The organism is Phytohabitans rumicis, assembly GCF_011764445.1.
Lineage (GTDB): Bacteria > Actinomycetota > Actinomycetes > Mycobacteriales > Micromonosporaceae > Phytohabitans > Phytohabitans rumicis.
In genome coordinates this window covers 1,081,131-1,102,155 of the sequence record NZ_BLPG01000001.1, presented here as the reverse complement: position 1 = coordinate 1,102,155, position 21,025 = coordinate 1,081,131, and the positions used below count along the sequence as shown (strand labels likewise).

Annotated in this window: 16 protein-coding genes and 1 pseudogene; 13 read left to right on the top strand and 4 right to left on the bottom strand. The window is 67.1% G+C overall.

Going from position 1 to position 21,025, the window contains the following annotated elements:
* Positions 1-120 precede the first annotated feature (120 nt).
* Positions 121-717, top strand: a complete 597-nt coding sequence (locus tag Prum_RS49240; RefSeq protein ID WP_218577054.1) for a TetR/AcrR family transcriptional regulator — start codon at positions 121-123, stop codon at positions 715-717.
* 54 nt (positions 718-771) lie between these two features.
* On the opposite strand, the gene Prum_RS04660 is transcribed toward Prum_RS49240, so the two are convergent.
* The gene (locus Prum_RS04660) at positions 772-1,599 is read right to left on the bottom strand and encodes an ABC transporter permease subunit (protein WP_173074263.1); all 828 of its coding nucleotides are present in this window, start codon (positions 1,597-1,599) and stop codon (positions 772-774) included.
* Between the two features lies 1 nt (position 1,600).
* Complete coding sequence (locus Prum_RS04655) at positions 1,601-2,524, bottom strand: ABC transporter ATP-binding protein (protein ID WP_173074261.1); 924 nt, start codon at positions 2,522-2,524, stop codon at positions 1,601-1,603.
* A gap of 439 nt (positions 2,525-2,963) precedes the next feature.
* Between Prum_RS04655 and Prum_RS04645 the strand changes: the two genes are divergently transcribed.
* Both Prum_RS04645 and sigJ read left to right on the top strand, forming a co-directional pair.
* Complete coding sequence (locus Prum_RS04645) at positions 2,964-3,908, top strand: NAD-dependent epimerase/dehydratase family protein (protein WP_173074257.1); 945 nt, start codon at positions 2,964-2,966, stop codon at positions 3,906-3,908.
* A 3-nt stretch (positions 3,909-3,911) separates the two neighbouring features.
* Positions 3,912-4,853, top strand: coding sequence for an RNA polymerase sigma factor SigJ (sigJ, locus tag Prum_RS04640; protein ID WP_173074255.1), 942 nt, complete (start codon positions 3,912-3,914; stop codon positions 4,851-4,853).
* A 21-nt stretch (positions 4,854-4,874) separates the two neighbouring features.
* Here sigJ and qcrB read toward each other — a convergent pair.
* Both qcrB and qcrA read right to left on the bottom strand, forming a co-directional pair.
* Positions 4,875-6,493 (bottom strand): annotated as a pseudogene (gene qcrB, locus Prum_RS04635) (cytochrome bc1 complex cytochrome b subunit).
* Positions 6,490-7,572 carry a cytochrome bc1 complex Rieske iron-sulfur subunit gene (gene qcrA, locus Prum_RS04630; RefSeq protein WP_173074251.1) on the bottom strand — a complete coding sequence of 361 codons (1,083 nt, stop codon included), beginning with the start codon at positions 7,570-7,572 and terminating at the stop codon, positions 6,490-6,492. The pseudogene qcrB and the gene qcrA overlap by 4 nt, the downstream one beginning before the upstream one ends.
* 343 nt (positions 7,573-7,915) lie before the next feature.
* On the opposite strand from qcrA, the gene Prum_RS04625 reads away from it, so the two are divergent.
* From Prum_RS04625 to Prum_RS04580, 10 genes are all read left to right on the top strand, one after another.
* Complete coding sequence (locus tag Prum_RS04625) at positions 7,916-8,449, top strand: cupin domain-containing protein (protein ID WP_173074249.1); 534 nt, start codon at positions 7,916-7,918, stop codon at positions 8,447-8,449.
* A 39-nt stretch (positions 8,450-8,488) separates the two neighbouring features.
* A complete protein-coding gene (locus Prum_RS04620) occupies positions 8,489-9,622 on the top strand; it encodes a DegT/DnrJ/EryC1/StrS family aminotransferase (RefSeq protein WP_173074248.1) in 1,134 nt (377 codons plus the stop codon).
* A gap of 31 nt (positions 9,623-9,653) precedes the next feature.
* A complete protein-coding gene (locus Prum_RS04615; RefSeq protein WP_218577052.1) occupies positions 9,654-10,532 on the top strand; it encodes an aromatic prenyltransferase in 879 nt (292 codons plus the stop codon).
* Between the two features lie 18 nt (positions 10,533-10,550).
* Complete coding sequence (locus tag Prum_RS04610; protein WP_173074244.1) at positions 10,551-12,134, top strand: class I adenylate-forming enzyme family protein; 1,584 nt, start codon at positions 10,551-10,553, stop codon at positions 12,132-12,134.
* 15 nt (positions 12,135-12,149) lie between these two features.
* A complete protein-coding gene (locus tag Prum_RS04605; RefSeq protein WP_173074242.1) occupies positions 12,150-13,058 on the top strand; it encodes an aromatic prenyltransferase in 909 nt (302 codons plus the stop codon).
* A gap of 52 nt (positions 13,059-13,110) precedes the next feature.
* Positions 13,111-14,628: a vanadium-dependent haloperoxidase gene (locus tag Prum_RS04600; RefSeq protein WP_218577050.1), complete on the top strand. Its 1,518-nt coding sequence runs from the start codon at positions 13,111-13,113 to the stop codon at positions 14,626-14,628.
* An 86-nt stretch (positions 14,629-14,714) separates the two neighbouring features.
* The gene (locus Prum_RS04595) at positions 14,715-16,265 is read left to right on the top strand and encodes a vanadium-dependent haloperoxidase (protein ID WP_173074240.1); all 1,551 of its coding nucleotides are present in this window, start codon (positions 14,715-14,717) and stop codon (positions 16,263-16,265) included.
* 19 nt (positions 16,266-16,284) lie between these two features.
* Positions 16,285-17,805, top strand: coding sequence for a DUF6851 domain-containing protein (locus Prum_RS04590; RefSeq protein WP_218577047.1), 1,521 nt, complete (start codon positions 16,285-16,287; stop codon positions 17,803-17,805).
* Positions 17,806-17,877: 72 nt separating this feature from the next.
* Positions 17,878-19,404 carry a vanadium-dependent haloperoxidase gene (locus Prum_RS04585; protein ID WP_218577046.1) on the top strand — a complete coding sequence of 509 codons (1,527 nt, stop codon included), beginning with the start codon at positions 17,878-17,880 and terminating at the stop codon, positions 19,402-19,404.
* A 28-nt stretch (positions 19,405-19,432) separates the two neighbouring features.
* Positions 19,433-20,992, top strand: coding sequence for a vanadium-dependent haloperoxidase (locus Prum_RS04580; protein WP_173074238.1), 1,560 nt, complete (start codon positions 19,433-19,435; stop codon positions 20,990-20,992).
* Positions 20,993-21,025 lie beyond the last annotated feature (33 nt).

Genomic DNA, 21,025 nt, shown 5'->3' with positions numbered 1-21,025 from the left:
TTAATCGAACGGTCGGTATGCTTACGGACGGTACGGTGCGCTTCCTGTTGGGAGCCTGAGACGGTGTTACCGTCCCGGACGCAGGATTCGGCGCGAATGCGGCGAGAGGAGAGGGGCGCTATGGCACGCACGGTTGGCAGTAGCGCCGACGCCACGCGCCAGCAGATCCTCGCCGCCGCCCGGGAACTGTTCGTCGAGCGTGGCTACGCGGGCGCCTCGATCAAGGACATCACCGAGCGGGTCGGCGTGACTAAGGGCTCGCTGTACTACCACTTCTCCTCCAAGGAGGAGATCCTGCACGCGCTGGTGAGCCCGCTCATCGAGGCGCTCGAGGCGTTCACCGCCGAGGTGACCGCGGCCGGTGGCCTCGATGCCGACCTGGTACGCCGTTTGCTTGATTTGATCGACGAGCATTCCGGCGTTCTCAAGTCCGTGTTCGGCGACCCGTCGACCGCGCAGAGCCTGGCGATGCGGCACCGGCTGCCGGCGCGCATCGACGCCCTGGTGCGCGCGGTGGCCGGTTCCGACGATCCGGTCGCGGTCTTGCGGGCGCTGTGCGTGCTCGGTGTCATCCATGCGGCCACGCTGGCGCCGGCCGGGATCGAATTCGACGCCGACGGTGTGCCGGCGCCGCGCTTCGGCACCGCGCCGCTGACCGGCGAGCAGCGCAAGTTCGCGCTGGCCGCCGCCCTAGCCGTACTGGACCTGCCCACCTGAGTTCGCCGGGGCCACCGGTACCTGGAGGTACCAGTGGCCTCGTGCCGCTGTCGCCTAGGCATCGCGCTTAATCATTCGGTATGCGGCGGCGGCGAGGGCGATGGCGACCCAGCCGGCGAAGACGGCCAGTCCGGTCCATGGGCTGAGGGAGTCGCTGGTGTGGGTCAGGGACATGACGGCGCTGCCGGCGTTGCTGGGTAGGTAGGGGCTGATCGTGTCGGACCAGGAGTCGGGCAGCAGTGAGGTCAGGCCGGGGACGATGAGTAGGACGCCGGCCAGGACGGTGATGGCGCCGGCGCTGGAGCGTAGTAGGGCGCCGAGGGCGACGCCGAGGATGCCGACGAGGCTGAGGTAGAGGCCGGCGCCGAGCAGGCTGCGTATCACGCCGTCGTCGGTGAGGCTTAGGGCGATGTCCTGGCCGTTGAGTTGGGGGTTGCCGAGGGCGAATGCGGTGAACGCGCCGATGGTGGTGGCCACCAGGGCGATGGCGCCGAACACGGTGGCTTTGGACCAGAGGACTGGGAGTCGGGAGGGGACGGCGGCGAGGGTGGAGCGGATGGAGCCGGTGGTGTATTCGCCGGCGGACATGAGTACGCCGAGGACGCCGATGGCCAGGGAGGCGAAGGTGGCGCCGGTGAGGATGACGCCGATGGCGTCGGAGGCGGCCTGCTGGCCCGGCGGACCGTCGGCGACCGTGGCGGGGTTGTAGGTGATGGCGGCGATCACGCCGAACGCGACCAGTAGGAACAGTGACACCGCGAGGGTGATCCAGCTGGAGCGCAGGGACCAGAATTTGGTCCATTCGGCGTGCAGCACGCCCTTGGTGGTGAGCCGGTAGCGGGGCCGGGTGGTCGACGGTGCGGTGAGGGTCAGGGTGCTCATGTCAGGTGGCCTTTGCGGACGAAGGGGCGGTGGAGGCGTACTCGACGGCGTCGTGGGTCAGTTCCATGAACGCTTCTTCCAGCGACACCGACAGGGGGGACAGTTCGTACAGGGGTACGTCGTGCTTGTTCGCGATCTCGCCGATCTGGCGGGCGGTCAGGCCGGTCACCATCAGCTCTTCCGTGGTGGTCGAGCTGATCTTCACGTCCGGTCCGGCCAGCAGCGACCGCAGCCGGGCGGCGTTGTCGCTGGCGACCCGGACACCGGCGTCGTTCTGCGCGATCAGGTCGTGGACGGAGGTGTCGGCCAGCAGCCGGCCGCGGCCGACGATGACCAGATGGTCGGCGATCAGCGAGGTCTCGGTCATCAAATGGGAGGACAGCATCACCGTGCGGCCCTCGGCGGCCAGGCCGGCGAGCAGGTTACGGACCCACAGCACGCCTTCGGGGTCCAGGCCGTTGACGGGTTCGTCGAGCATGACCACGGCGGGGTCGCCGAGCAGGGCGGTCGCGATGCCCAGGCGCTGGCCCATGCCGAGGGAGAACCCGCCGACCCGTTTGCCGGCCACCGCGCCCAGCCCGGCCAGGTCGATCACCTCTTCCACCCGGCCGCGGGGGATGCCATGCGTGCGGGCCAAACCGAGCAGGTGGCTGTACGCGGTGCGGCCCGGGTGGACCGCGCGGGCCTCCAACAGCACACCGATCTCCTGCAACGGCGCCGCGTGCTCGGCGTACCGGCGGCCGTTCACCAGTGCCGTACCTGAGCTCGGGCGGTCCAGCCCGATGATCATCCGCATCGTGGTGGACTTGCCGGCCCCGTTCGGGCCCAGGAACCCGGTGACCTGTCCCGGCGCGGCGGTGAAGTCGAGCCCGTCGACCGCCACCTTCGGCCCGTACCGCTTCGTCAGTTTCCGCACATCAATCATGCAAACCACGCTATGAAGATCCGGCCCGTCGACCGTGGTACCAGAGCAGGCACTTCGAGGGTCACTGGTACCGCGGTACCAGTGGCCCGGAGACGGTCGCGCTGCAACCGTGGGGATGGTGCTGCGCGCCGGCCGGACGCACCCTCGTTCTCCGCTGTCGAAGGGAGCAACCTTGACGGGAGTTCAGCGGTGAGAGTGACCGACGGCAGCTCGTGAAACTGGTCGCGGTACTGCTGGGCGAATCGCGACTGATGGAAGAACCCCCACCTCAGTGCGATGTCGGCGACGCGCACCTTGGTGGGATCGCCTTGCAGATCGGGGCTCCGCCGGAGTCCCGGAGACGGCGGACGCCGAAGATCAGTGTGAGCTAGGCCACTGTCGTTCATGGGGCGTCGGGTCGTCTCGTCTCTGTTGGCAAGCACGAACGAACGGAGACGTCATGAAGATCTTCCTTGCTGGAGCGTCTGGCGCGATCGGCAGCCAGCTGACGACCGCGCTGGTGGCGCGCGGTCACGAGGTTGTCGGGACGACCCGCTCGGCGGCCAAGGCCGACGCCCTGCGTGCGTTGGGCGCTGAACCGGTCGTCTTCGACGCGCTGGACCCTGAGTCGGTGGCCGATGCCGTGGCCAAGGCCGATCCGGAGGTGATCGTGCATCAGCTGACGGCGCTGAGCGGTCCGACGGACTTTCGGCGCGCCAAGCAGATGGCGGCCGCAACGGACCGGCTCCGCACCGTGGGCACCGACCACTTGCTGGCGGCTGCGCGTGCTGTCGGGGTACGCAAGGTCGTGGCGCAGAGCAACGCGATGTGGATGGAACGCATCGGTGGGCCGGTCGTTGACGAGAACGGCCGCATCGAGCCGAATCCGCCGGCCGATGCTGGGGAAACCGTGGCAGCGTTGCGCCATGTGGAGACTGCGGTGACCGGTATTACGTGGGCCGAGGGCATCGCGCTTCGCTACGGTGCCTTCTATGGCCCAGGCACCGGCGTGGAGTTGGCGCCGGACGCAGGCATGGCCGGGCAGATCCGCCAGCGGAAGTTCCCGATCGTCGGCGGTGGCGCTGGGGTGTGGTCGCTGGTGCACATCGTCGATGCCGTGTCGGCTACGGTCGCGGCCATCGAACGTGGCAAGCGCGGGATCTATCATGTCGCCGACGATGACCCGGCGCCGGTGGGCGAGTGGCTGCCGGAGCTGGCCCATGTGCTCGGTGCCAAACCGCCGCGCCGCCTCCCGGCCTGGCTTGTTCGCATGCTGGCCGGTGAGGCTCCGGTGAATTTGATGACTCAGGCTCGTGGCATCTCCAGCGAGAAGGCCAAGCGTGAGCTGGGTTGGACGTTGCGGTATCCGAGCTGGCGCAAGGGTTTCATCGAAGGGCTGGGCTGACCGGTGTCATCGGCTGATCTCTACGGCGAGCTGCGCCCGCGGGCGTTCGCCATCGCGTATCAGATACTCGGCAGCGTGAGCGAGGCCGAGGACGTGGTGCAGGAAGCGTTCTTGCGGATACACCAGAGTCTGGAGCGAGACGAGCACATCGCCTCGCCTCGGGCGTACATCGCCACGCTGGTCACCCGGCTGGCCATCGATCAGCTCCGCTCGGCGCGGGTGCGGCGGGAGCGGTATGTCGGTGAGTGGCTGCCGGAGCCGTTGGTCACCGATCCGTCACCGGCCGACCACGCGGAGACCGCCGACTCGCTGTCGCTGGCGTTCCTCGTCCTGCTGGAGACCCTGTCGCCGCGGCAGCGGGCCGCGTTCCTGCTGCGTGAGGTGTTCGACTATCCGTACGCCGAGGTCGCCGAGATCATCGGCACCGACATCGACAGCACCCGGCACCTGGTGGCGAAGGCTCGCGCCCACGTGCAGGAGCGCCGGCCACGGTACTACGCCTCCGCGCGGCAGCGAGAGGAGCTTGCTCAGCGGTTCTTCGCTGCTGCCGAGCAGGGCGACCTGCGGGCGCTGGAGGCATTGCTGGCGCAGGACGTGGTTCTGCATGGCGATGGTGGCGGGAAGGTCCCCGCGCTGGCTCGGTCGGTCAATGGCCGGGAGCGTGTGGCCCGGCACTTGTTGGCCGCGATGTCCGTGGTGGCAGAGCACGGTGGCGTGCGTATCCGGATCGCGGAGGTCAACGGCCTACCCGGCGCGATGGTGTTCGACTCGCAGGACCGGCTCTTCGGTGTGCTGGGACTCGACGTCGCCGACGGTGAGATCCAGGCGATCCACTCCATCGTCAACCCCGACAAGCTGCGCCATCTCGACTCGGTCAGCGACCTCGGTGCTCAGATCCGCGCTGGCCGACGACGCCGCAACCAGTTGAGCCGCGATCCACGGTAACCGCCACCGGCCTGATTCTGCTTACTCGGTGATCTCCTCGCGCTCGGGCATGGGAGAGACGGGCGGGTGGCCGGGGAGACCGGGGCCTCGGCGGGTTTTTCGATCGGGAAGAAGAAGCCCTTGATGGCGGGGCCTAGGGCGCCGAGTCGGTTCATCTTCTTCGGTACGACCCAGCCGGCGTACTCCAGTTCGCCGTGGCCGTGCTTGTCGACCGGGGCGAGCGGTTGGTGTACCTCGATGAACTTTCCGTCCGGCAGGCGGCGGATGATGCCTGTTTCCACGCCGTGTACGAGGACTTCCCGGTCGTGTTGCTGCAGGCCGAGGCAGATCCGGTAGGTGACGTAGTAGGCGAGTGGCGGCAGGATCAGGATGCCGATCCGGCCGGCCCAGGTCATCGCGTTCAGGCTGATGTGGAACTTGTCGGCGAGGATGTCGTTGCCGCCGGAGAGCGTCAGGACGAGCCAGAACATGATCGCCATGGCGCCGAGCGAGGTGCGGGCCGGTACGTCACGTGGCCGCTGCAGCAGGTTGTGCCGGCGGTAGTCCTTGGTCAGGCGCGCCTCGATGAATGGATACGCCATCGGCAGTACCGTCAGGATGCCGGGCAGCACCACCGTCGGCCAGAAGATCGGTGGGATGGTGTAGCCGTCGCCCCAGCCGAAGAGGTCGAACCGTATCTCCCAGGAGGGGAAGAGCCGGGTCGAGCCGTCGAGGAACATGACGTACCAGTCGGGTTGGCTGCCCGCGGAGACCGTGTACGCCTCGTACGGGCCGAACAGCCAGATCGGGTTGATCTGGAACAGACCGCCCATCAGCGCGATGACGCCGAAGACGATCATGAAGAAGCCGCCCTGCTTGATGATGTAGCGCGGCACGAACCGCTCGCCGACCACGTTGTGCTCGGTGCGGCCGGGAGCGCGCCACTGGGTGTGCTTCTGCGAGAAGACGAGAGTGAGGTGGACGGTTACCAGTGTCACCAGAACCGCCGGAAGGAGCAGCACGTGCGTGATGTAGAACCGGCCCATGATGACGTGCCCGGGGAACTCGCCGTCGAAGAGCGCCGTGGTCACCCAGGAGCCGATGACGGGGATCGACAGCATGATGGCCGAGGCGATCCGCAGGCCGGTGCCGGACAGCGCGTCGTCGGGCAGCGAATATCCGGTGAAGCCGCTCAGGAACGCGAGCCAGAACATCGTGAGCCCGATGATCCAGTTGGCCTCGCGAGGCTTGCGGAACGCGCCGGTGAAGAAGATCCGGCACATGTGCACGACGATCGCGGCCAGGAACAACAGCGCGGACCAGTGGTGCATCTGCCGCATGACGAGGCCGCCGCGCACGTCGAACGACAGGTCGAGGCTGGATGCGTACGCCTCGGACATGTGCACGCCGCGCAGCGGGGCGTAGCTGCCGTCGTACGTCACCGTTTCCAGCGATGGGCTGTAGAAGAACGTCAGGAACGTGCCGGTCAGCAGCAGCACGATGAACGAGAAGAGCGCGATCTCGCCGAGCAGGAACGACCAGTGGTCCGGAAAGACCTTGTTCAGGATGCGCCGTAGCGGTGTCGATCCGCCGAACCGATCGTCCAGCCCACCGGCGAAGTTGGCGGGGACCGCTTTGACGTCTGGCTTTCGGCGCTTCATGGCCGCTCCCAGAATGCTGGCCCGACAGCAACCTTGTAGTCGGACGTCGCCACGAAAAAGCCCTCTTCATCCACGGTGATGGGTAGCTGAGGCAGGGTACGGGTGGCGGGTCCGAAGATCGGCCGGGCGTTGTCGGTGATCAGGAACTGCGACTGGTGGCACGGGCAGAGCAGGCGGTTGGTCTGCTGCTCGTAGAGGCTGGCCGGGCAGCCGGCGTGGGTGCAGATCTTCGAGTACGCCACGAAGTTCTCCCACTGGGAGCCCTTGTTGATCGGTTTGGCGCTGGCGAGAGCCTTGGCGGAGTCTTCGGCCCGTAGGTGGATCAGCAGGGTGGGGGAGTCGGCGTGCTCGTTGGTGGCGCCCTCCGGGATGCCCGGGAAGACGGTCATCTGGCCGCCCACGCTGACGTCCTCGGGGCGGATCGGCGTGCCGTCCTCGCGGGTCAGCCGCACCGGCTTGCCGCCGTTGGCCGCCGGGTCCCAGCCGGTGTGGAAGAGGATGGCGTCCTTGGTCGGGCTCTTGATGAAACCACCGATGAACGGGGCGGCCACGGCCAGGCCGACCGGGGTGAGCCCCAGCATCGCGGCGAGGCCGAGCGTCTTGCGGCGCTTGAAGCCGAGCTCATCGCCCATGTAGACGATCGACTCACCGGTCAGTCTGCGCTCGACACGGCCGGAATTCCCGTCGTGGCGATCTTGGATCGAGATCTCGTGCGGCAGCAGTCGCTTGCCCCAGATGAGGATGCCGAAGCCGACACCGAGCAGCGAAACGCCGAGCGTGAGGCCCAGCAGCGGCGTATAGAGCTTGCTGTTGTTGGAGCCGAGGTCGTACGCCCACGGCCACCAGATGTAGATGACCATGAAGGCGGTGCCCGCGAGGCCGGTGATCAAGAAGCACAACGCCACGGTGCGGACCATCCGGCGCTCTTCCTTGGTGCCCTTGACCGGGTACGGGTCCTCGTAGTGGACGATCTCGACGCCGTCGCGGCGGGCGCCCTCGCGGACGATCTCGAACCGCGACAGCCGCGGGTCGAAGACGTCCACCTCTTCCCGCTCGGCGCCGTGTGTTTCCGTGCTCATGAATTCCCCGCAATCCGGAGGTGCCGAAAACCAGCGCGAAGCGCCGACCTGGGTGTCGTCAAGATCGGCATGTTTTGCGAGAGATCAACTTTTGGCAGTCGTCACCAAATGATAGACCCTCCCATCAGCCAGGACCAAGCATATCGATGACCTTGACGGCAGTGGGGACCCTTGACAGCCAGCGGTGAAGAACCTATACATACGATGGCACCTCGATTCCGCCCTCCTGCACGCTCTGGGCGTCGATTCATCGCCACGTGCCCTTCATCCCCTGCAGCACCCATCGTCCACTGTGGTGGCACGTTGTCTCGCCGGGTCTTCTCGATGCCGTGAGGTGTTCCGCATGAGCGGTCACGTAGTCCTACCTGGTCAAGGTCGAAGGCTGGTCACAAAGGCGCAGGACGTCACCTTCAAGGTCACTGGGGCGCAGGGCTCCGCCGTCTCGTGCTTCGAGGTGGTGGTTCCGCCCGGCTTCGACGTGGGAGCGCACAGCCATCAGCACGCGCAGGAGTTCTTCTACGTCTTGGAAGGACAGCTCGAGCTGCTGGCGTTCGAGCCGGCCGAACGCACCGCGGACAGCTGGCACGACTGGAAGTCCTCCAGCGGGGGTCAAGTCGTCAGCGCGGTTGCGGGTAGCTGCATGTTCGTCCCGTCCGGATGCCCGCACGCCTTCAGGAACGCCACCGACAAGCCGGCACGCATGCTGTTTCAGAGCTATCCATCGCCCGATCACGAGCGCTACTTCGAGCAGATCTTTGAGATCTTCGGCGCCGGCCGATCGGTGGATCCGGAGGCCGTGCAACGACTGCGTGACCGCTATGACATTAGCCAGATCACGCCGCTTCGCTACGAACCGCCCACTCTGCTGAATTCCTGACCAGCACCAGAACGTGAGACGGAGCGGAGGGCGACCACAATGGACACGATCCCCCTGGTTCACGCAAGTCTCGGCGCGGCGGAGCTGGCGGCCGTCGCGGATGCTTTCTCCTCGGGCTGGCCGGCCGGTCAGGGCCCAAGAGGAAAGGCACTGGAGACACAGCTGACCGAGCGGTACCGGGTTGGCGGCGCGGTCGCGGTGAGCAACTGCGGCGCCGCGCTCCACCTGGCTCTGCTAGCGCTCGACGTCCAGCCCGGCGACGAGGTCATCGTCGCCGACTACACCTTTCCGGCTCCCGCCCATGCGGTGCGGTACGTCGACGCGGTCCCCATCTTCGCCGACGTGCGTGCCGACACCGGCACCATCGACCCACAGTCCGTAGCGGACCTGATCGGCCCGCGAACGGTTGGTGTGATCGCGGTCGACACGGTCGGCCTGCCCGCCGACTACGCGGCCCTGACGTCGATCGCGGACCGGCACGGGCTCTTCCTCGTCGAGGACGCCGCCTGTGCGGTCGGCGCCACGTACCAGGGGCGCGAGGCGGGCGCGCTGGCACCGGTTGCCTGCCTGTCCTTCCACGGGCGCAAGGGAATCACCAGCGGCGAGGGCGGGGCACTGCTCACCACCGATCCGGTAATCGCGGCGCACGCGAGGCTACGGTCGTCCTTCGGCATCGAAAGCATCTTCGATCAGGCAAAGGTCGTCGGTCTGCCGATACCCGTGTTCACCGAGATCGGCTACAACTACAAGCTGTCCGACATCGCCGCCGCGATCCTGCTGGTCCAGCTTGGCCGGGTCGGCGAACTGCTGGACCGCCGGCGCGCGGTCGCAGCGCATTACGCCGAGCTGTTCGCCGACGAAGAGCTCGTCACCCTGCCGTACGTGCCGCAGGACCGTACCCATGCCTGGCAGTCCTACATGGTGAAGTTGGACCCGAGCGTGGACCGCGCGAGGGTCGCCGCCGACCTCCGCGCACAGGGCATCGGATGCGGGCACGGCACCTGGGCGTGCCACCTTCAACCGGTGTACGAGACGAAGCAGCGGTGCCCCGTCTCGGCGGATCTCTTCGCGCGTCAGCTCGCCATCCCCATGCACGCCGAACTCGGCACCGACCAGGTCGAACGAGTCGCGAAGAGCCTGCGTGCCGCACTCCGCGCAGCCATCAAGCAGTGACGTTGGAGGAAAAATGTCGGGAGCTGCTGAGTTGGAACATCTCTACTCGGCCATTGAGGAATCCGCCGCGCTGGTGGACGTCACCTGCTCGCGTGACAAGGTCTGGCCGATCCTGGCAGCGTACGACGCGGCCCGGCAGAACATCATTGCTTTCCGGGTGGCGAATGACACCCGCGACGATGGAGACTTTCACTGCCGCTTCTCGCTGAACGACGGTGTGGAGCCATATGGTGTCGCCCTGTCGAACGGCCTCATCGCGAAGACCGACCATCCCGTCGGAGCGCTGCTCTCGGAACTGCAGGAACGATGCCCCATCGACAGTAGTGGTGTCGACTTCGGAGTCGTTTGCGGATTCAGGAAGATCTGGATCTACTTCCCGGACGGGGAATTTCAAAGGCTGTCGACGCTTGCCGACCTCCGGTCGATGCCCAGCAGCCTGGCGGACAACGTCGACCTTTTCGCCCGCCATGGTCTGGACGACAGAGTGGATGTGGCCGGCATCAACTACCACCACAAATCTGTGAATCTGTACTTTCCCCAGCCGCCCGACCCGACGACGATCCGTTCGTTGCATCGCGACATCGGACTGCCGGAGCCGAGTGAGCAGATGTTGAAGTTCTGCGAGGGGGCGTTCGGGTTCTATACCACCTTGAGCTGGGATTCCCCAAAGGTTGAGCGGATCTCCTTTGGTGCGAAGGCCCAGGATCCGACGGCACTTCCCGTCCGGCTCGGCCCGAAGATCGAGCACTTCGCGAAGAACGTTTCCTACGGGGTCGACGACCCCAAGCTCGTTTACGGGGCAGTGACGTCGACCGGCGAGGAATACTACAAACTCCAAGCATATTATCGATGGCCGTCGCATGGTCGCCGCGCCGGTCGCGGATATCCACGGTCCCGGTCGATGAACTGAGTCGAGGAGGCAGCCGGTATGAAGGGCTTTACGCTACCAAGCTCGATTCGGGAGCGCGGTCTCCAGCTCGGCGTGATGCCGCAAATGGCCGCCGGGATGCACGCTTCGACGCCGCTCACACTCGACCACGACCTCGACGTCCTGCCAGCGGCGGGACGGCGCCTGACGGTGGCCGAACTCGCCGACCACGTGGATGACCTGGCCGGCCGGATGTGGGCGGCGGGGGTGCGGTCCGGCGAGCACGTCGTGATCTACAAGTCCGCCAACTTCGACGTCTGGGTTCTGGCCACCGCGGCGTCGCGGCTCGGAGCGGTGCCTGTGATGCTGTCGCCGGCCTTGAACCCCCCGACCGTCGGCGCTCTGCTGCAGCGGCTGGAGCAGCCGAAGCTGCTCACTGACGTGCACAAGCTCGACGCATTGGCCGAGTTGCCGCTGACCGACCTCGTCGCGCGGGTGGTCATCGTCAGCGGCAGCAGGCCGGACGCGGCATCGCTCAGCGAACTCGCTGGCGCTCCGCGGCTCGACCCGGTGTTCCGGGGGCAGGACGAGCCCGCAATGATCACGCACACCTCCGGCACCACCGGTGTGCCCAAGCTCGTCGTGCACACGCCACGAACCATGGGCGAGCGGCTCAAGCCGCAGTGGCGTCTCCTGGCGCTGATGAGGCGGCGTGAGACCGTCGCGATCCACATCTCGTTCGTGCACTCGCGGATGTTCGCGGCGATGGCTCTGGCGCTCCTCCGGGACATGCCGGTGCTGCTGATGAAGGAGTCCGATCCCGAACTGGTCGCCGAGTTCTTCATCCAGAACCGGCCGGGATTCATCGAGGCGCTGCCCAATTCGTTCATGGAATGGGAGGAACTCACCGAGGACCGGCGAAAGCCGTTCGCGTCGGTGAAGTACTTCAGCAGCACTTTCGATGCCATACACCCCAGGACGATGAGCCGGCTCGTCAACTCGTCCGAGCGGCGTGGGGCGCTGTTCTTCCAGATCTACGGTCAGAGCGAGGTCGGCCCAGCCGTTGGCCGAGCATACTTCCGCAGGTCGGCCCACAAGGCGAACGGGCGCTGCGTCGGTTGGGCGATGCCGGGCAACGCGAGAGTCCGCGTGACTGCCCGGGACGGTAAGCGGCCCTCCGAGCAGAATCCCGGCTACATCGAGGTCGCGTGGCCTGGACTGGCGAAAACCTACTTCGCCGAACAGGACCGTTACGACTCCAACCGGTTCGGCGACTGGTGGCGGACCGGCGACGTCGGCTACCGCACCAGGTTCGGCTGCCTTCACGTGTTCGACCGGGAGGTCGACATGATCCCCGGCGTGCGCAGCACCTTGGAAGTCGAAGACATCGTGCTGAGCAGGCTCGGAGAGCTGAGCGAGCTTGTCGTGGTGCGGGGTCCGAAGGCAGAACCGGTGCCGGTGCTCTGCACCAACGGCGACCAGCCGCTGGACCGGGAACGCTGGCGTGCGGCCGTCGCCGAATTTCCTCAACTGGCAGACCCGTTCCAGATCCCGCAAGCCGAGCTACCTCGCACGGCCACGCTGAAGGTGCAGCGGATCGAGCTGTCCCGCAGGCTCCACGACCAGTTGGAGAAGCGGGCGTGACAACTAGGAGGATAAATGTCCGGAGCCGCTGAGCTGGAACGTGTGTACTCGGCAATCGAGGAGGCGGCTGGGCTGGCAGACGTGGCCTGCGCGCGCGGGAGGGTCATGCCGATCCTGACCGCGTACGAAGACGCACTCGCCGGGGCCGGGATTGGTTTCGGATTGCTGAGCGGTGAGCGCAGCGCGGGAGAGCTCGACTACACCATGACCGTCTCGCCCAGCGTCGACGACCCATACGCCGTCGCACTGTCGAACGGCCTTGTCGCCAAGACGGACCACCCCGTCGGCGCCCTGCTGTCGGATCTCCGGAAGCGACTTTCCATCAGCGATCACCTTATCGACTGTGGGGTCGTCGGTGGCTTCAAGAAGACCCTGGCACACTTCCCCCGGAACATGCAGAAGGTGTCAGAGCTTGCCGACATCCCGTCGATGCCGAGCGCGGTGGGCGAGAATGCCAGCTTCTTCGACCGGCACGGCCTGGACAAGGTTGCGATGATCGCGATCGACTACGGGCGCAAGACAATGAACCTGTACTTCCAGCGGCCCCCTAAACCTCTCGAACGGGAGACCGTCCTGTCGATGGTCGGCGAATGCGGGCTGCCATCGCCGAGCCAGCAGGCGCTGGAGTTCGCCCAAAAGGCGTTCAGAGTCAATGTCACCCTCAGCTGGGATTCGCCGGAGATCGCACGTATCGCTCTTGCTCAGTTCCCGGCCCGCAGCCTCGATCCGTCGGTACTCTCCGATCACCTCGAACCAGGGTTCGAGCGGCTCAGGATTGGCGCTCCGCGCACCTACCCCGGCGAGCACATCAATCTGCTTGGTCTCAAGTGGTCGGCCAGCGGGGAAGCCGTCGAGTTCGTGTCGTACTACCAGCTTTCGCCGGCGCAGCAGATGATGATGGCGGCCCATGGAGAAGAGAAATAGCTTAAATGTGCGTAACTTGTCGGGCACCCTCCTTTCGGAAAGGACGCACAATATGACAACGCTCGGACGCCGGTCGGTGCTGATCGGTGGGGCCGGCGGTGCCGCGGCCCTGGCCATGGGTTACCCGGGAACGGCCACCGCCGGTCCGCTCGCCGCGGCGGCCCCGATTCCTTTTGACCTCGACACCGGCAACATCATCCGGGACCTGTCCGGCGCGGTCGACTCGCGATCGTTGCCGGACGTCGCCCCGATGGACGTGACCCTGCACATGCGGATCACCCACATGGTGTCGATCGCGTGGTTCGACGCGTGTGCGCCGTACCACCCGACCGCGGTCGGCGTGTACACCCGGATCGGCCGCCGCCCCTCCAGCGAGTCCGCCACCAACCGGAACAGGAACATCGCCGCCGTCTACGGCACGTTCCAGGTGATCAAGGGCGTGGCGCCGGACCGGCTGCCGGCGTTCCGGACGCTGATGGCCGCGATCGGGTTGAACCCCGACGACAACTCGGAGGACCCGACCAGTCCGGTCGGCATCGGCAACCTGGCCGGCAAGGGCGTGGTCGCGGCCCGGCTGCGGGACGGCATGAACCAGCTCGGCGACGTGGGCCGCCGGTACAACCCCGTGCCCTACCGGGACTACACCGGCTACCGGCCCGTGAACACCGCCTTCAAACTGGTCAACCCGTCACGCTGGCAGCCGCAGCTGACGCCCCATCGCCGCCGCCACGGCGCGGGCGTCGGTGACAAGGGCATCTTCACCGTCCAGCACTTCGTCACGCCGCAGCTGGGGCGTACCAAGCCATACACGTTCAAGGACCCCGGCCAGTTCCGCCTCGCCCCGCCCGAGTTCAGCGACCACCACCGGGTCAGGGACTACAAGCGCGCGGTGGACGAGATGCTGGGGGCGTCGGCCGCGCTCACCGACGAGCGGAAGGTGAAGGCGGAGTTCTTCGACGACAAGCTGCTGGGCATCGGCCGTGCGGGGATCGCCGCCGGCATCGCCCACCCCGAGCTGGACCTGGACGGCTGGGTCCACCTGTTCCTGACGACCTCGTTGGCGATCTTCGACGCGCTGGTCGCGGTCTGGCACCAGAAGGCCAAGTACGACGCACCGCGGCCGTTCAGCGCGATCCGGCACGTGTACGGCCACCGGCGGGTGACCGCCTGGGGTGGGGTCGGCAAGGGGACGGTCAACGACATCCCCGCCGACGAGTGGACCAGCTACCTGAACGTCGGAGACCACCCGGAGTACCCGTCGGGCTCCACGACGCTCTGCTCCGCGGAGGCACAGGCGGCGCGGCATTTCTTGGGCGATGACGTCCTGGGCTGGCGGTACCCCATTCCGGCCGGCTGGACTGCGGTCGAGGCGGGGATCACCCCCGCCAGCGCGCTCGAGTTGCACTGGCCCACCTGGACCGATTTCGTGCAGGACTGCGCCATCAGCCGGGTGTGGGGCGGTGTGCACTTCAAGAAGACGATCGAGCGGTCCATCGAGTTCGGCGAGCAGTTCGGCGACCGCGCCTACAGGTTCGCGCAGCGGTACATCAACGGCGACGTCGAGGACTGACCCCAGCGACGGCGGCGGGCACAGCCCACAGGCCCGCCGCCGTTCCCCTCAGGGAAGCCAGTTCCGGTACACACGGGAGGCTCACCATGGCGACGTTTGGACGTACCCCGGTGTCTGGTTTGTCGTTGCGGCGCAGGTCGCTGCTGCTCGGTGGGGTCGGCGGCGCCGCGGCGCTGGCCATGCTGGCGGATGGCGCGAAGGCCGCCGCGCAGGCGCCCGAGATCGACTTCGACCTCGACACCGACAACGCCATCGACTTGCTGCAACCCGCCAACGACGCCGCCGTGGCGACGCCCTCAGCGGATGTTCTCGGCCCCATGGACGTGACCATGTTTCTCTGGGTCAACCACGTGACGGTGCTCGCGTGGTTCGACGCGGTCGCGCCCTACCACTCGACCGCGGTCGGTGTGTACACCCGGATCGGCCGCCGTCCCGACAGCGAGTCGGCCACCAACCGCAACCTGAACATCGCCATCTTCCACGCCTCACTCCAAGTGGTCAAAGTCGTGGTGCCGGAGCAGGTGCCGGTGATCAGGCAGCTGATGACCGTGCTCGGCCTGAATCCCGCCGACGAGTCGGTGGATCCGACCAGTCCGGTCGGCATCGGCAACCTGGCTGGCAAGGGCGTGATCGCGGCCCGTGCGCGGGATGGCATGAACCTGTTGGGTGACGTCGGTCGCCGGTACAACCCGCGGCCGTTCGCGGACTACACCGGCTATCAGCCGGTGAACACCGCCTACGAGCTGACCAACCCGTCACGTTGGCAGCCGCAGCTGACCCCGCACCGCCGCCGCCTCGGGGCGGGAGTGGCCGACAAGGGCGTCTTCACCGTCCAGCATTTCGTCACGCCGCAGCTGCGGCTGGTCAAGCCCTACACGTACGAGGATCCAGGCCAGTTCCAGCTCGCTCCACCCGATCACACCGACCACCACCGGCGCGGGGAGTACAAGCGCTCGGTCGACGAGGTCCTGGCGGCGTCGGCCGCGCTCACCGACGCGCAGAAGGTGATGGCGGAGTTCTTCGACAACAAGCTGCTGGGCATCGGCCAGCCGCGGGCTGTCGTGGCTCGGCGCCACCAGGAGTTGGGCGTGCAGGGCTGGGTTCAGCTGTTCCTGGCGCACTCGACGGCGGTCTTCGACGCGCTGGTCGCGGTCTGGCATCAGAAGACCACGTACGACGCGGTCCGGCCGTTCAGCGCGATCCGGCACGTGTACGGCCACCGCCCGGTGCGGGCCTGGGGCGGGATTGGCAAGGGGACGGTCAACGACATCCCCGCCGACGAGTGGACCAGCTACCTGAACGTGGCGGACCACCCCGAGTACCCGTCGGGTTCCACGACGCTCTGCTCCGCGGAGGCACAGGCGGTACGGCGCTTCGTGGGCGATGACGTCCTGGACTGGCGGCTCCCCATTCCCGCCGGCTCGGCACTGGTGGAAGCGGGGATCACCCCTACCAACGCGATCGAGTTGCACTGGCCGACCTGGACCGAATTCGTGCGGGACTGCGCCTTCAGCCGGGTGTGGGGCGGCGTGCACTTCCGGAAGACGGTCGAGCGGTCCATCGAGTTCGGCGCGCAGTTCGGCGACCGCGGCTACGAGTTCGCGCAGCGGTACATCAACGGCGACGTCGAGGACTGACACGAAAGGGACGCACGCGATGGCAACGTTTGGTTTGTCGTTGCGGCGCAGGTCGCTGCTGCTCGGCGGGGTCGGCGGCGCCGCGGCGCTGGCCACGCCGAGAGACAGCGCGATGGCCGCCGCACCCCAGATTGACTTTGACTTCGACACCGGCAACGCCCTCGACATCAACCAGGGCGACGAGGCTGTCGGGCAGTCGCCCGCCACGGTGTTTCTCAACCCCTCGGACGAGGCCATGTGGGCCTGGGTCAAGCACCTGTCGGCGATCGCGTGGTTCGACGCGGTCGCGCCTTACCACCCGACCGCGGTCGGCGTACGCACGCGGGTCGGCCGCCGTCCCTCCAGCGAGTCGGCCACCAACCGCAACATGAACATCGCCCTTCTCTACGCCTCCTATCAAGTGATCAAAGCTGGTGTGCCGGAGCAGGCGCCGGGGCTCGCGCAGCTGATGACCGTGCTCGGCTTAGACCCTGCCGACGAGTCGGTGGATCCGACCAGTCCGGTCGGCATCGGCAACCTGGCGGGAAAGGGCGCGGTCGCCTCCCGGGAGCGGGACGGCATGAACCTGTTGGGTGACGAGGGTCGCCGGTACAACCCGCGGCCGTTCGCGGACTACACCGGCTACCAGCCGGTGAACACCGCATATGAGCTGACCAACCCGTCGCGCTGGCAGCCGCAGATGGCCCCGCACCGCCGCCGCCTCGGCGCGGGCGTCGGCGACAAGGGCGTCTTCACCATCCAGCACTTCATCGCGCCGCAGCTGGGGTTGATCAAGCCCTACACCTACGCGGACCCGGGCCAGTTCCACCTCGCCCCGCCCGACCACACCGACCACCATCGGCGTACGGCCTACAAGCGCTCAGTCGACGAGGTCCTGGAGGCGTCGGCCGCACTCACCGACGAGCAGAAGGTGATGGCGGAGTTCTTCGACAACAACACGGCGGGCATAGGCCACTCGCCGGCAGTCGCAGCTCGGCGGCACGGGCTGGGCCTGGACGGCTGGACTCAGATGTTCCTGACGCACGCGATGGCGGTTTTCGACACGCTGATCGCGGTCTGGCATTACAAGGCCAAGTACGACGCCGTGCGGCCGTTCAGCGCGATCCGGCACGTGTACGGCCACCGCCCGGTGACCGCCTGGGGCGGCCCCGGCAAAGGCACCGTGCACGACCTGCCCGGCGACGAGTGGGCCAGCTACCTGAACGTGGAGGACCACCCGGAGTACCCGTCGAGCTCCGCGGCGATCTGCTCCGCGGCAGGGCAGGCGATGCGTCGTCTCCTCGGCGATGACGTCATGGGCTGGCGGTTCCCGATACGGGCCGGCTGGACGCAGGTGGAGCCAGCGATCACCCCGGCCAGCGCCATCGAGCTGCACTGGCCCACCTGGACCGACCACGTGAACGACTGCGCCAGCAGTCGGATATGGGGCGGCGTGCAGTTCCGGAAGACGGTGGAGCGGTCCGTCCAGTTTGGAGAGCAGTTCGGCGACCAGGCCCATGAGTTCATGCGCCGGCACGTCGACGGCGATGTCGAGGACTGACCTCAACCAAGCCGGTTCCTTTACGAGAAAGGGCACACCATGACGACGTCCGGACATTCTCCGGTGCCAGACTTGTCATTGCGACGCAGGTCGCTGCTGCTCGCTGGCGTCGGTGGTGCCGCGGCGCTGGCCACGCTCGGAAACGCCGCGGCGGCGGCCGCCGCTCCTGAGCCGCCCGTTTTCGACTTCGACACCGGCAACTTCATCGACTTCTTCTCGCCCACCGACGAGAACGCTGGCGTGTCGCGGTCAGCGAGCATCTTCGCGCCCATGGACGTGACCATCTTCATCTGGATCAACCATCTGACGGTGCTGGCGTGGTTCGACGCGGTCGCGCCGTATCACCCGACCGCGGTCGGTGTGCACACGCGGTTCGCCCGCCGCCCCGCCACCGAGTCGGCCACCAACCGCAACCTGAACATCGCCGTCATCCATGCCTCATACCAGGTGGTCAAGGGCGTGGTGCCCGAGCAGACGGCGGTCATCCGGCAAATGCTCACCACGCTCGGCCTGAACCCCGACGACGAGTCGGTGGACCCGACCACTCCGGTCGGCATCGGCAACCTGGCCGGAAAGGGCGTGATCGCGGCCCGCGCCCGGGATGGCATGAACCTGTTGGGTGACGACGGTCGCCGGTACAACCCGCGGCCGTTCGCGGACTACACCGGCTATCAGCCGGTGAACACCGCCTACGAGCTGACCAACCCGTCGCGTTGGCAGCCGCAGCTGACCCCGCACCGCCGCCGTCTCGGCGCGGGCACGGCCGACAAGGGTGTCTTCACCGTCCAGCACTTCGTCACCCCGCAGATGGGCTTGGTCAAGCCCAACGCCTTCGACAGCCCGAGCCGTTTCCGGCTCGCCGCGCCCGACCACACCGACCACCGCCGTCGCGCGGACTACAAGCGTTCGGTCGACGAGATGCTGGCGGCGTCGGCCGGGCTCACCGACGCGCAGAAGGTGAACGCGGAGTTCTTCGACAACAAGCTGCTGGGCATCGGTCAGGCGCTGGCCGTCGCCTGCCGAAACCACGACCGGCAACAGCAGTTGGGCGTGCAAGGCTGGGCGCACGTGTTCTTTGTGGACTCCACGGCGGTCTTCGACGCGCTGGTCGGGGTGTGGCATCAGAAGGCCAAGTACGACGCGGTGCGGCCGGCCAGCGCGATCCGGCACGTGTACGGCCATCGCTCGGTGACCGCCTGGGGCGGCCCCGGCAAGGGGACGGTCCACGACATGCCCGCCGACGAGTGGGCCAGCTACCTGAACGTGGGTGACCACCCCGAGTACCCGTCCGGCTCCACGACGCTCTGTTCCGCGTCGGCGCAGTCGCTCCGGCGTTTCTTCGGCGACGACGTCCTGGACTGGCGGTTCCGCATCCCGGCCGGTTGGACACTGGTGGAGCCGGGGATCACCCCCGCCAACGCGATGGAGCTGTACTGGCCCACCTGGACCGCCTATGTGAAGGACTGCGGCATGAGCCGGGTCTGGGGCGGCGTGCACTTCCGGAAGACGATCGAGCGGTCCATCGAGTTCGGCGGGCAGTTCGGCGACCTGGCCTACGAGTACGTGCGGCGGTACATCGACGGCGACGTCAAGGACTGACCTCCCCTTCATAGAAAGGACATACACCATGACGACGTCCGGACGTTCTCCGGTGTCAGATTCGTCGTTGCAGCGCAGGTCGCTGTTGCTCGGTGGGGCGGGCGGTGCCGCGGCGCTGGTGTTTGGTCTGCCCGGTGTGGCCGCCGCCGATTCGTCCGCCGCGCTGGCCGCGCCCGCGTTCGACTTCGACACCGGCAACTTCATCGACTTCTTTCAGCCCACCGACGAATCCGCCGGGCAGTCGCCCTCAGCGTCCATTTTCGCCCCCATGGACGTGACGATCTTCCTCTGGTTCAGCCAGTTGACAGCGGTGGCATGGTTCGACGCCGTGGCGCCGTACCACTCGACCGCGGTCGGCATATGCACCCGGATCCGCCGGCGCCCCTCCAGCGAGTCCGCGACCAACCGGAACATGAACATCGCCCTCATCCACGCCCAGTACCAAGTGGTCAAGGGCGTGGTGCCGGAGCAGCAACAGGTCGTCCGGCAAATGATGACAGTGCTCGGCCTCAACCCCGACGACGAATCGGTGGATCCGACCAGTGCGGTGGGCATCGGCAACCTGGCCGGCAAGGGCGTCGTCGCGGCCCGAAGGCAGGACGGCATGAACATGGTCGGCGACGTGGGTCGCCGGTACAACCCTCAGCCGTTCGCGGACTACACCGGTTACCGGCCGGTGAACACCGCCTTCAAGCTGACCAACCCTTCACGCTGGCAACCGCAGCTCGCTCCCCATCGCCGACGCCTCGGCGCGGGGCCGGGTGACAAGGGCATCTTCACCGTCCAGCACTTCGTCACCCCGCAGATGGGCTTGGTCAAGCCCTACACCTTCCGGGATCCCGCTCAGTTCCGCCTCGCCCCGCCCGACCACAGCGATCACCACCGGCGCTCGATCTACAAGCGTTCGGTGGACGAGATCCTGGAAGCGTCGGCCGCGCTCACCGACAAGCAGAAGGTGCTCACGGAGTTCTTCGACAACAAGATCCTAGGCATCGGCCACGCGGCGGTCGTCGCGGCGCGGCAGCACCCCGATCTGGGCATCCACGGTTGGGCTCATCTGTTCGCGCTGCATGTCTTGGCGACGTTCGAGCCGCTGATCGCCGCTTGGCATCAGAAAGTCAAGTACGACGCGGTGCGGCCGTTCAGCGCGGTCCGGCACGTGTACGGCAGCCGGCGGGTGACCGCCTGGGGCGGACCCGGCAAGGGGACGGTCCACGACCTGCCGGCCGGCGAGTGGGCCAGCTACCTGAACGTAGGGGACCACCCGGAGTATCCGTCGGGTTCCACGACGCTCTGCTCGGCGTCGGCGCAGGCGAAGCGGCGCTTCTTCGGCAGTGACGCCTTGGGCTGGCGGTTCCCGGTTCCAGCCGGCTGGACGGACGTGGAGCCAGGAATCACCCCCGCCACCGCCATCGAGTTGTACTTCCCCACCTGGACCGACTACGTGAACAACTGCGCCAATAGCCGGGTGTGGGGCGGGGTGCATTTCCGGAAGACGGTTGAGCGGTCCATCGAGTTTGGCGAGCAGTTCGGCGACCGCGTCTACGAGTTCGTGCAGCGGCACGTCCGGGGCGAACTCGGGGACTGACGCCCTTTCCAAGAGCCATTTCCTTAAAGAAGA

Excerpts from the sequence above, each read along its gene's own strand:
- Prum_RS49240 (WP_218577054.1), top strand. The coding sequence starts at position 121 with ATGGCACGCACGGTTGGCAGTAGCGCCGACGCCACGCGCCAGCAGATC.
- Prum_RS04660 (WP_173074263.1), bottom strand. The coding sequence starts at position 1,599 with ATGAGCACCCTGACCCTCACCGCACCGTCGACCACCCGGCCCCGCTAC.
- Prum_RS04655 (WP_173074261.1), bottom strand. The coding sequence starts at position 2,524 with ATGATTGATGTGCGGAAACTGACGAAGCGGTACGGGCCGAAGGTGGCG.
- Prum_RS04645 (WP_173074257.1), top strand. The coding sequence starts at position 2,964 with ATGAAGATCTTCCTTGCTGGAGCGTCTGGCGCGATCGGCAGCCAGCTG.
- qcrA (WP_173074251.1), bottom strand. The coding sequence starts at position 7,572 with ATGAGCACGGAAACACACGGCGCCGAGCGGGAAGAGGTGGACGTCTTC.
- Prum_RS04625 (WP_173074249.1), top strand. The coding sequence starts at position 7,916 with ATGAGCGGTCACGTAGTCCTACCTGGTCAAGGTCGAAGGCTGGTCACA.
- Prum_RS04620 (WP_173074248.1), top strand. The coding sequence starts at position 8,489 with ATGGACACGATCCCCCTGGTTCACGCAAGTCTCGGCGCGGCGGAGCTG.
- Prum_RS04610 (WP_173074244.1), top strand. The coding sequence starts at position 10,551 with ATGAAGGGCTTTACGCTACCAAGCTCGATTCGGGAGCGCGGTCTCCAG.
- Prum_RS04605 (WP_173074242.1), top strand. The coding sequence starts at position 12,150 with ATGTCCGGAGCCGCTGAGCTGGAACGTGTGTACTCGGCAATCGAGGAG.
- Prum_RS04600 (WP_218577050.1), top strand. The coding sequence starts at position 13,111 with ATGACAACGCTCGGACGCCGGTCGGTGCTGATCGGTGGGGCCGGCGGT.
- Prum_RS04595 (WP_173074240.1), top strand. The coding sequence starts at position 14,715 with ATGGCGACGTTTGGACGTACCCCGGTGTCTGGTTTGTCGTTGCGGCGC.
- Prum_RS04590 (WP_218577047.1), top strand. The coding sequence starts at position 16,285 with ATGGCAACGTTTGGTTTGTCGTTGCGGCGCAGGTCGCTGCTGCTCGGC.
- Prum_RS04580 (WP_173074238.1), top strand. The coding sequence starts at position 19,433 with ATGACGACGTCCGGACGTTCTCCGGTGTCAGATTCGTCGTTGCAGCGC.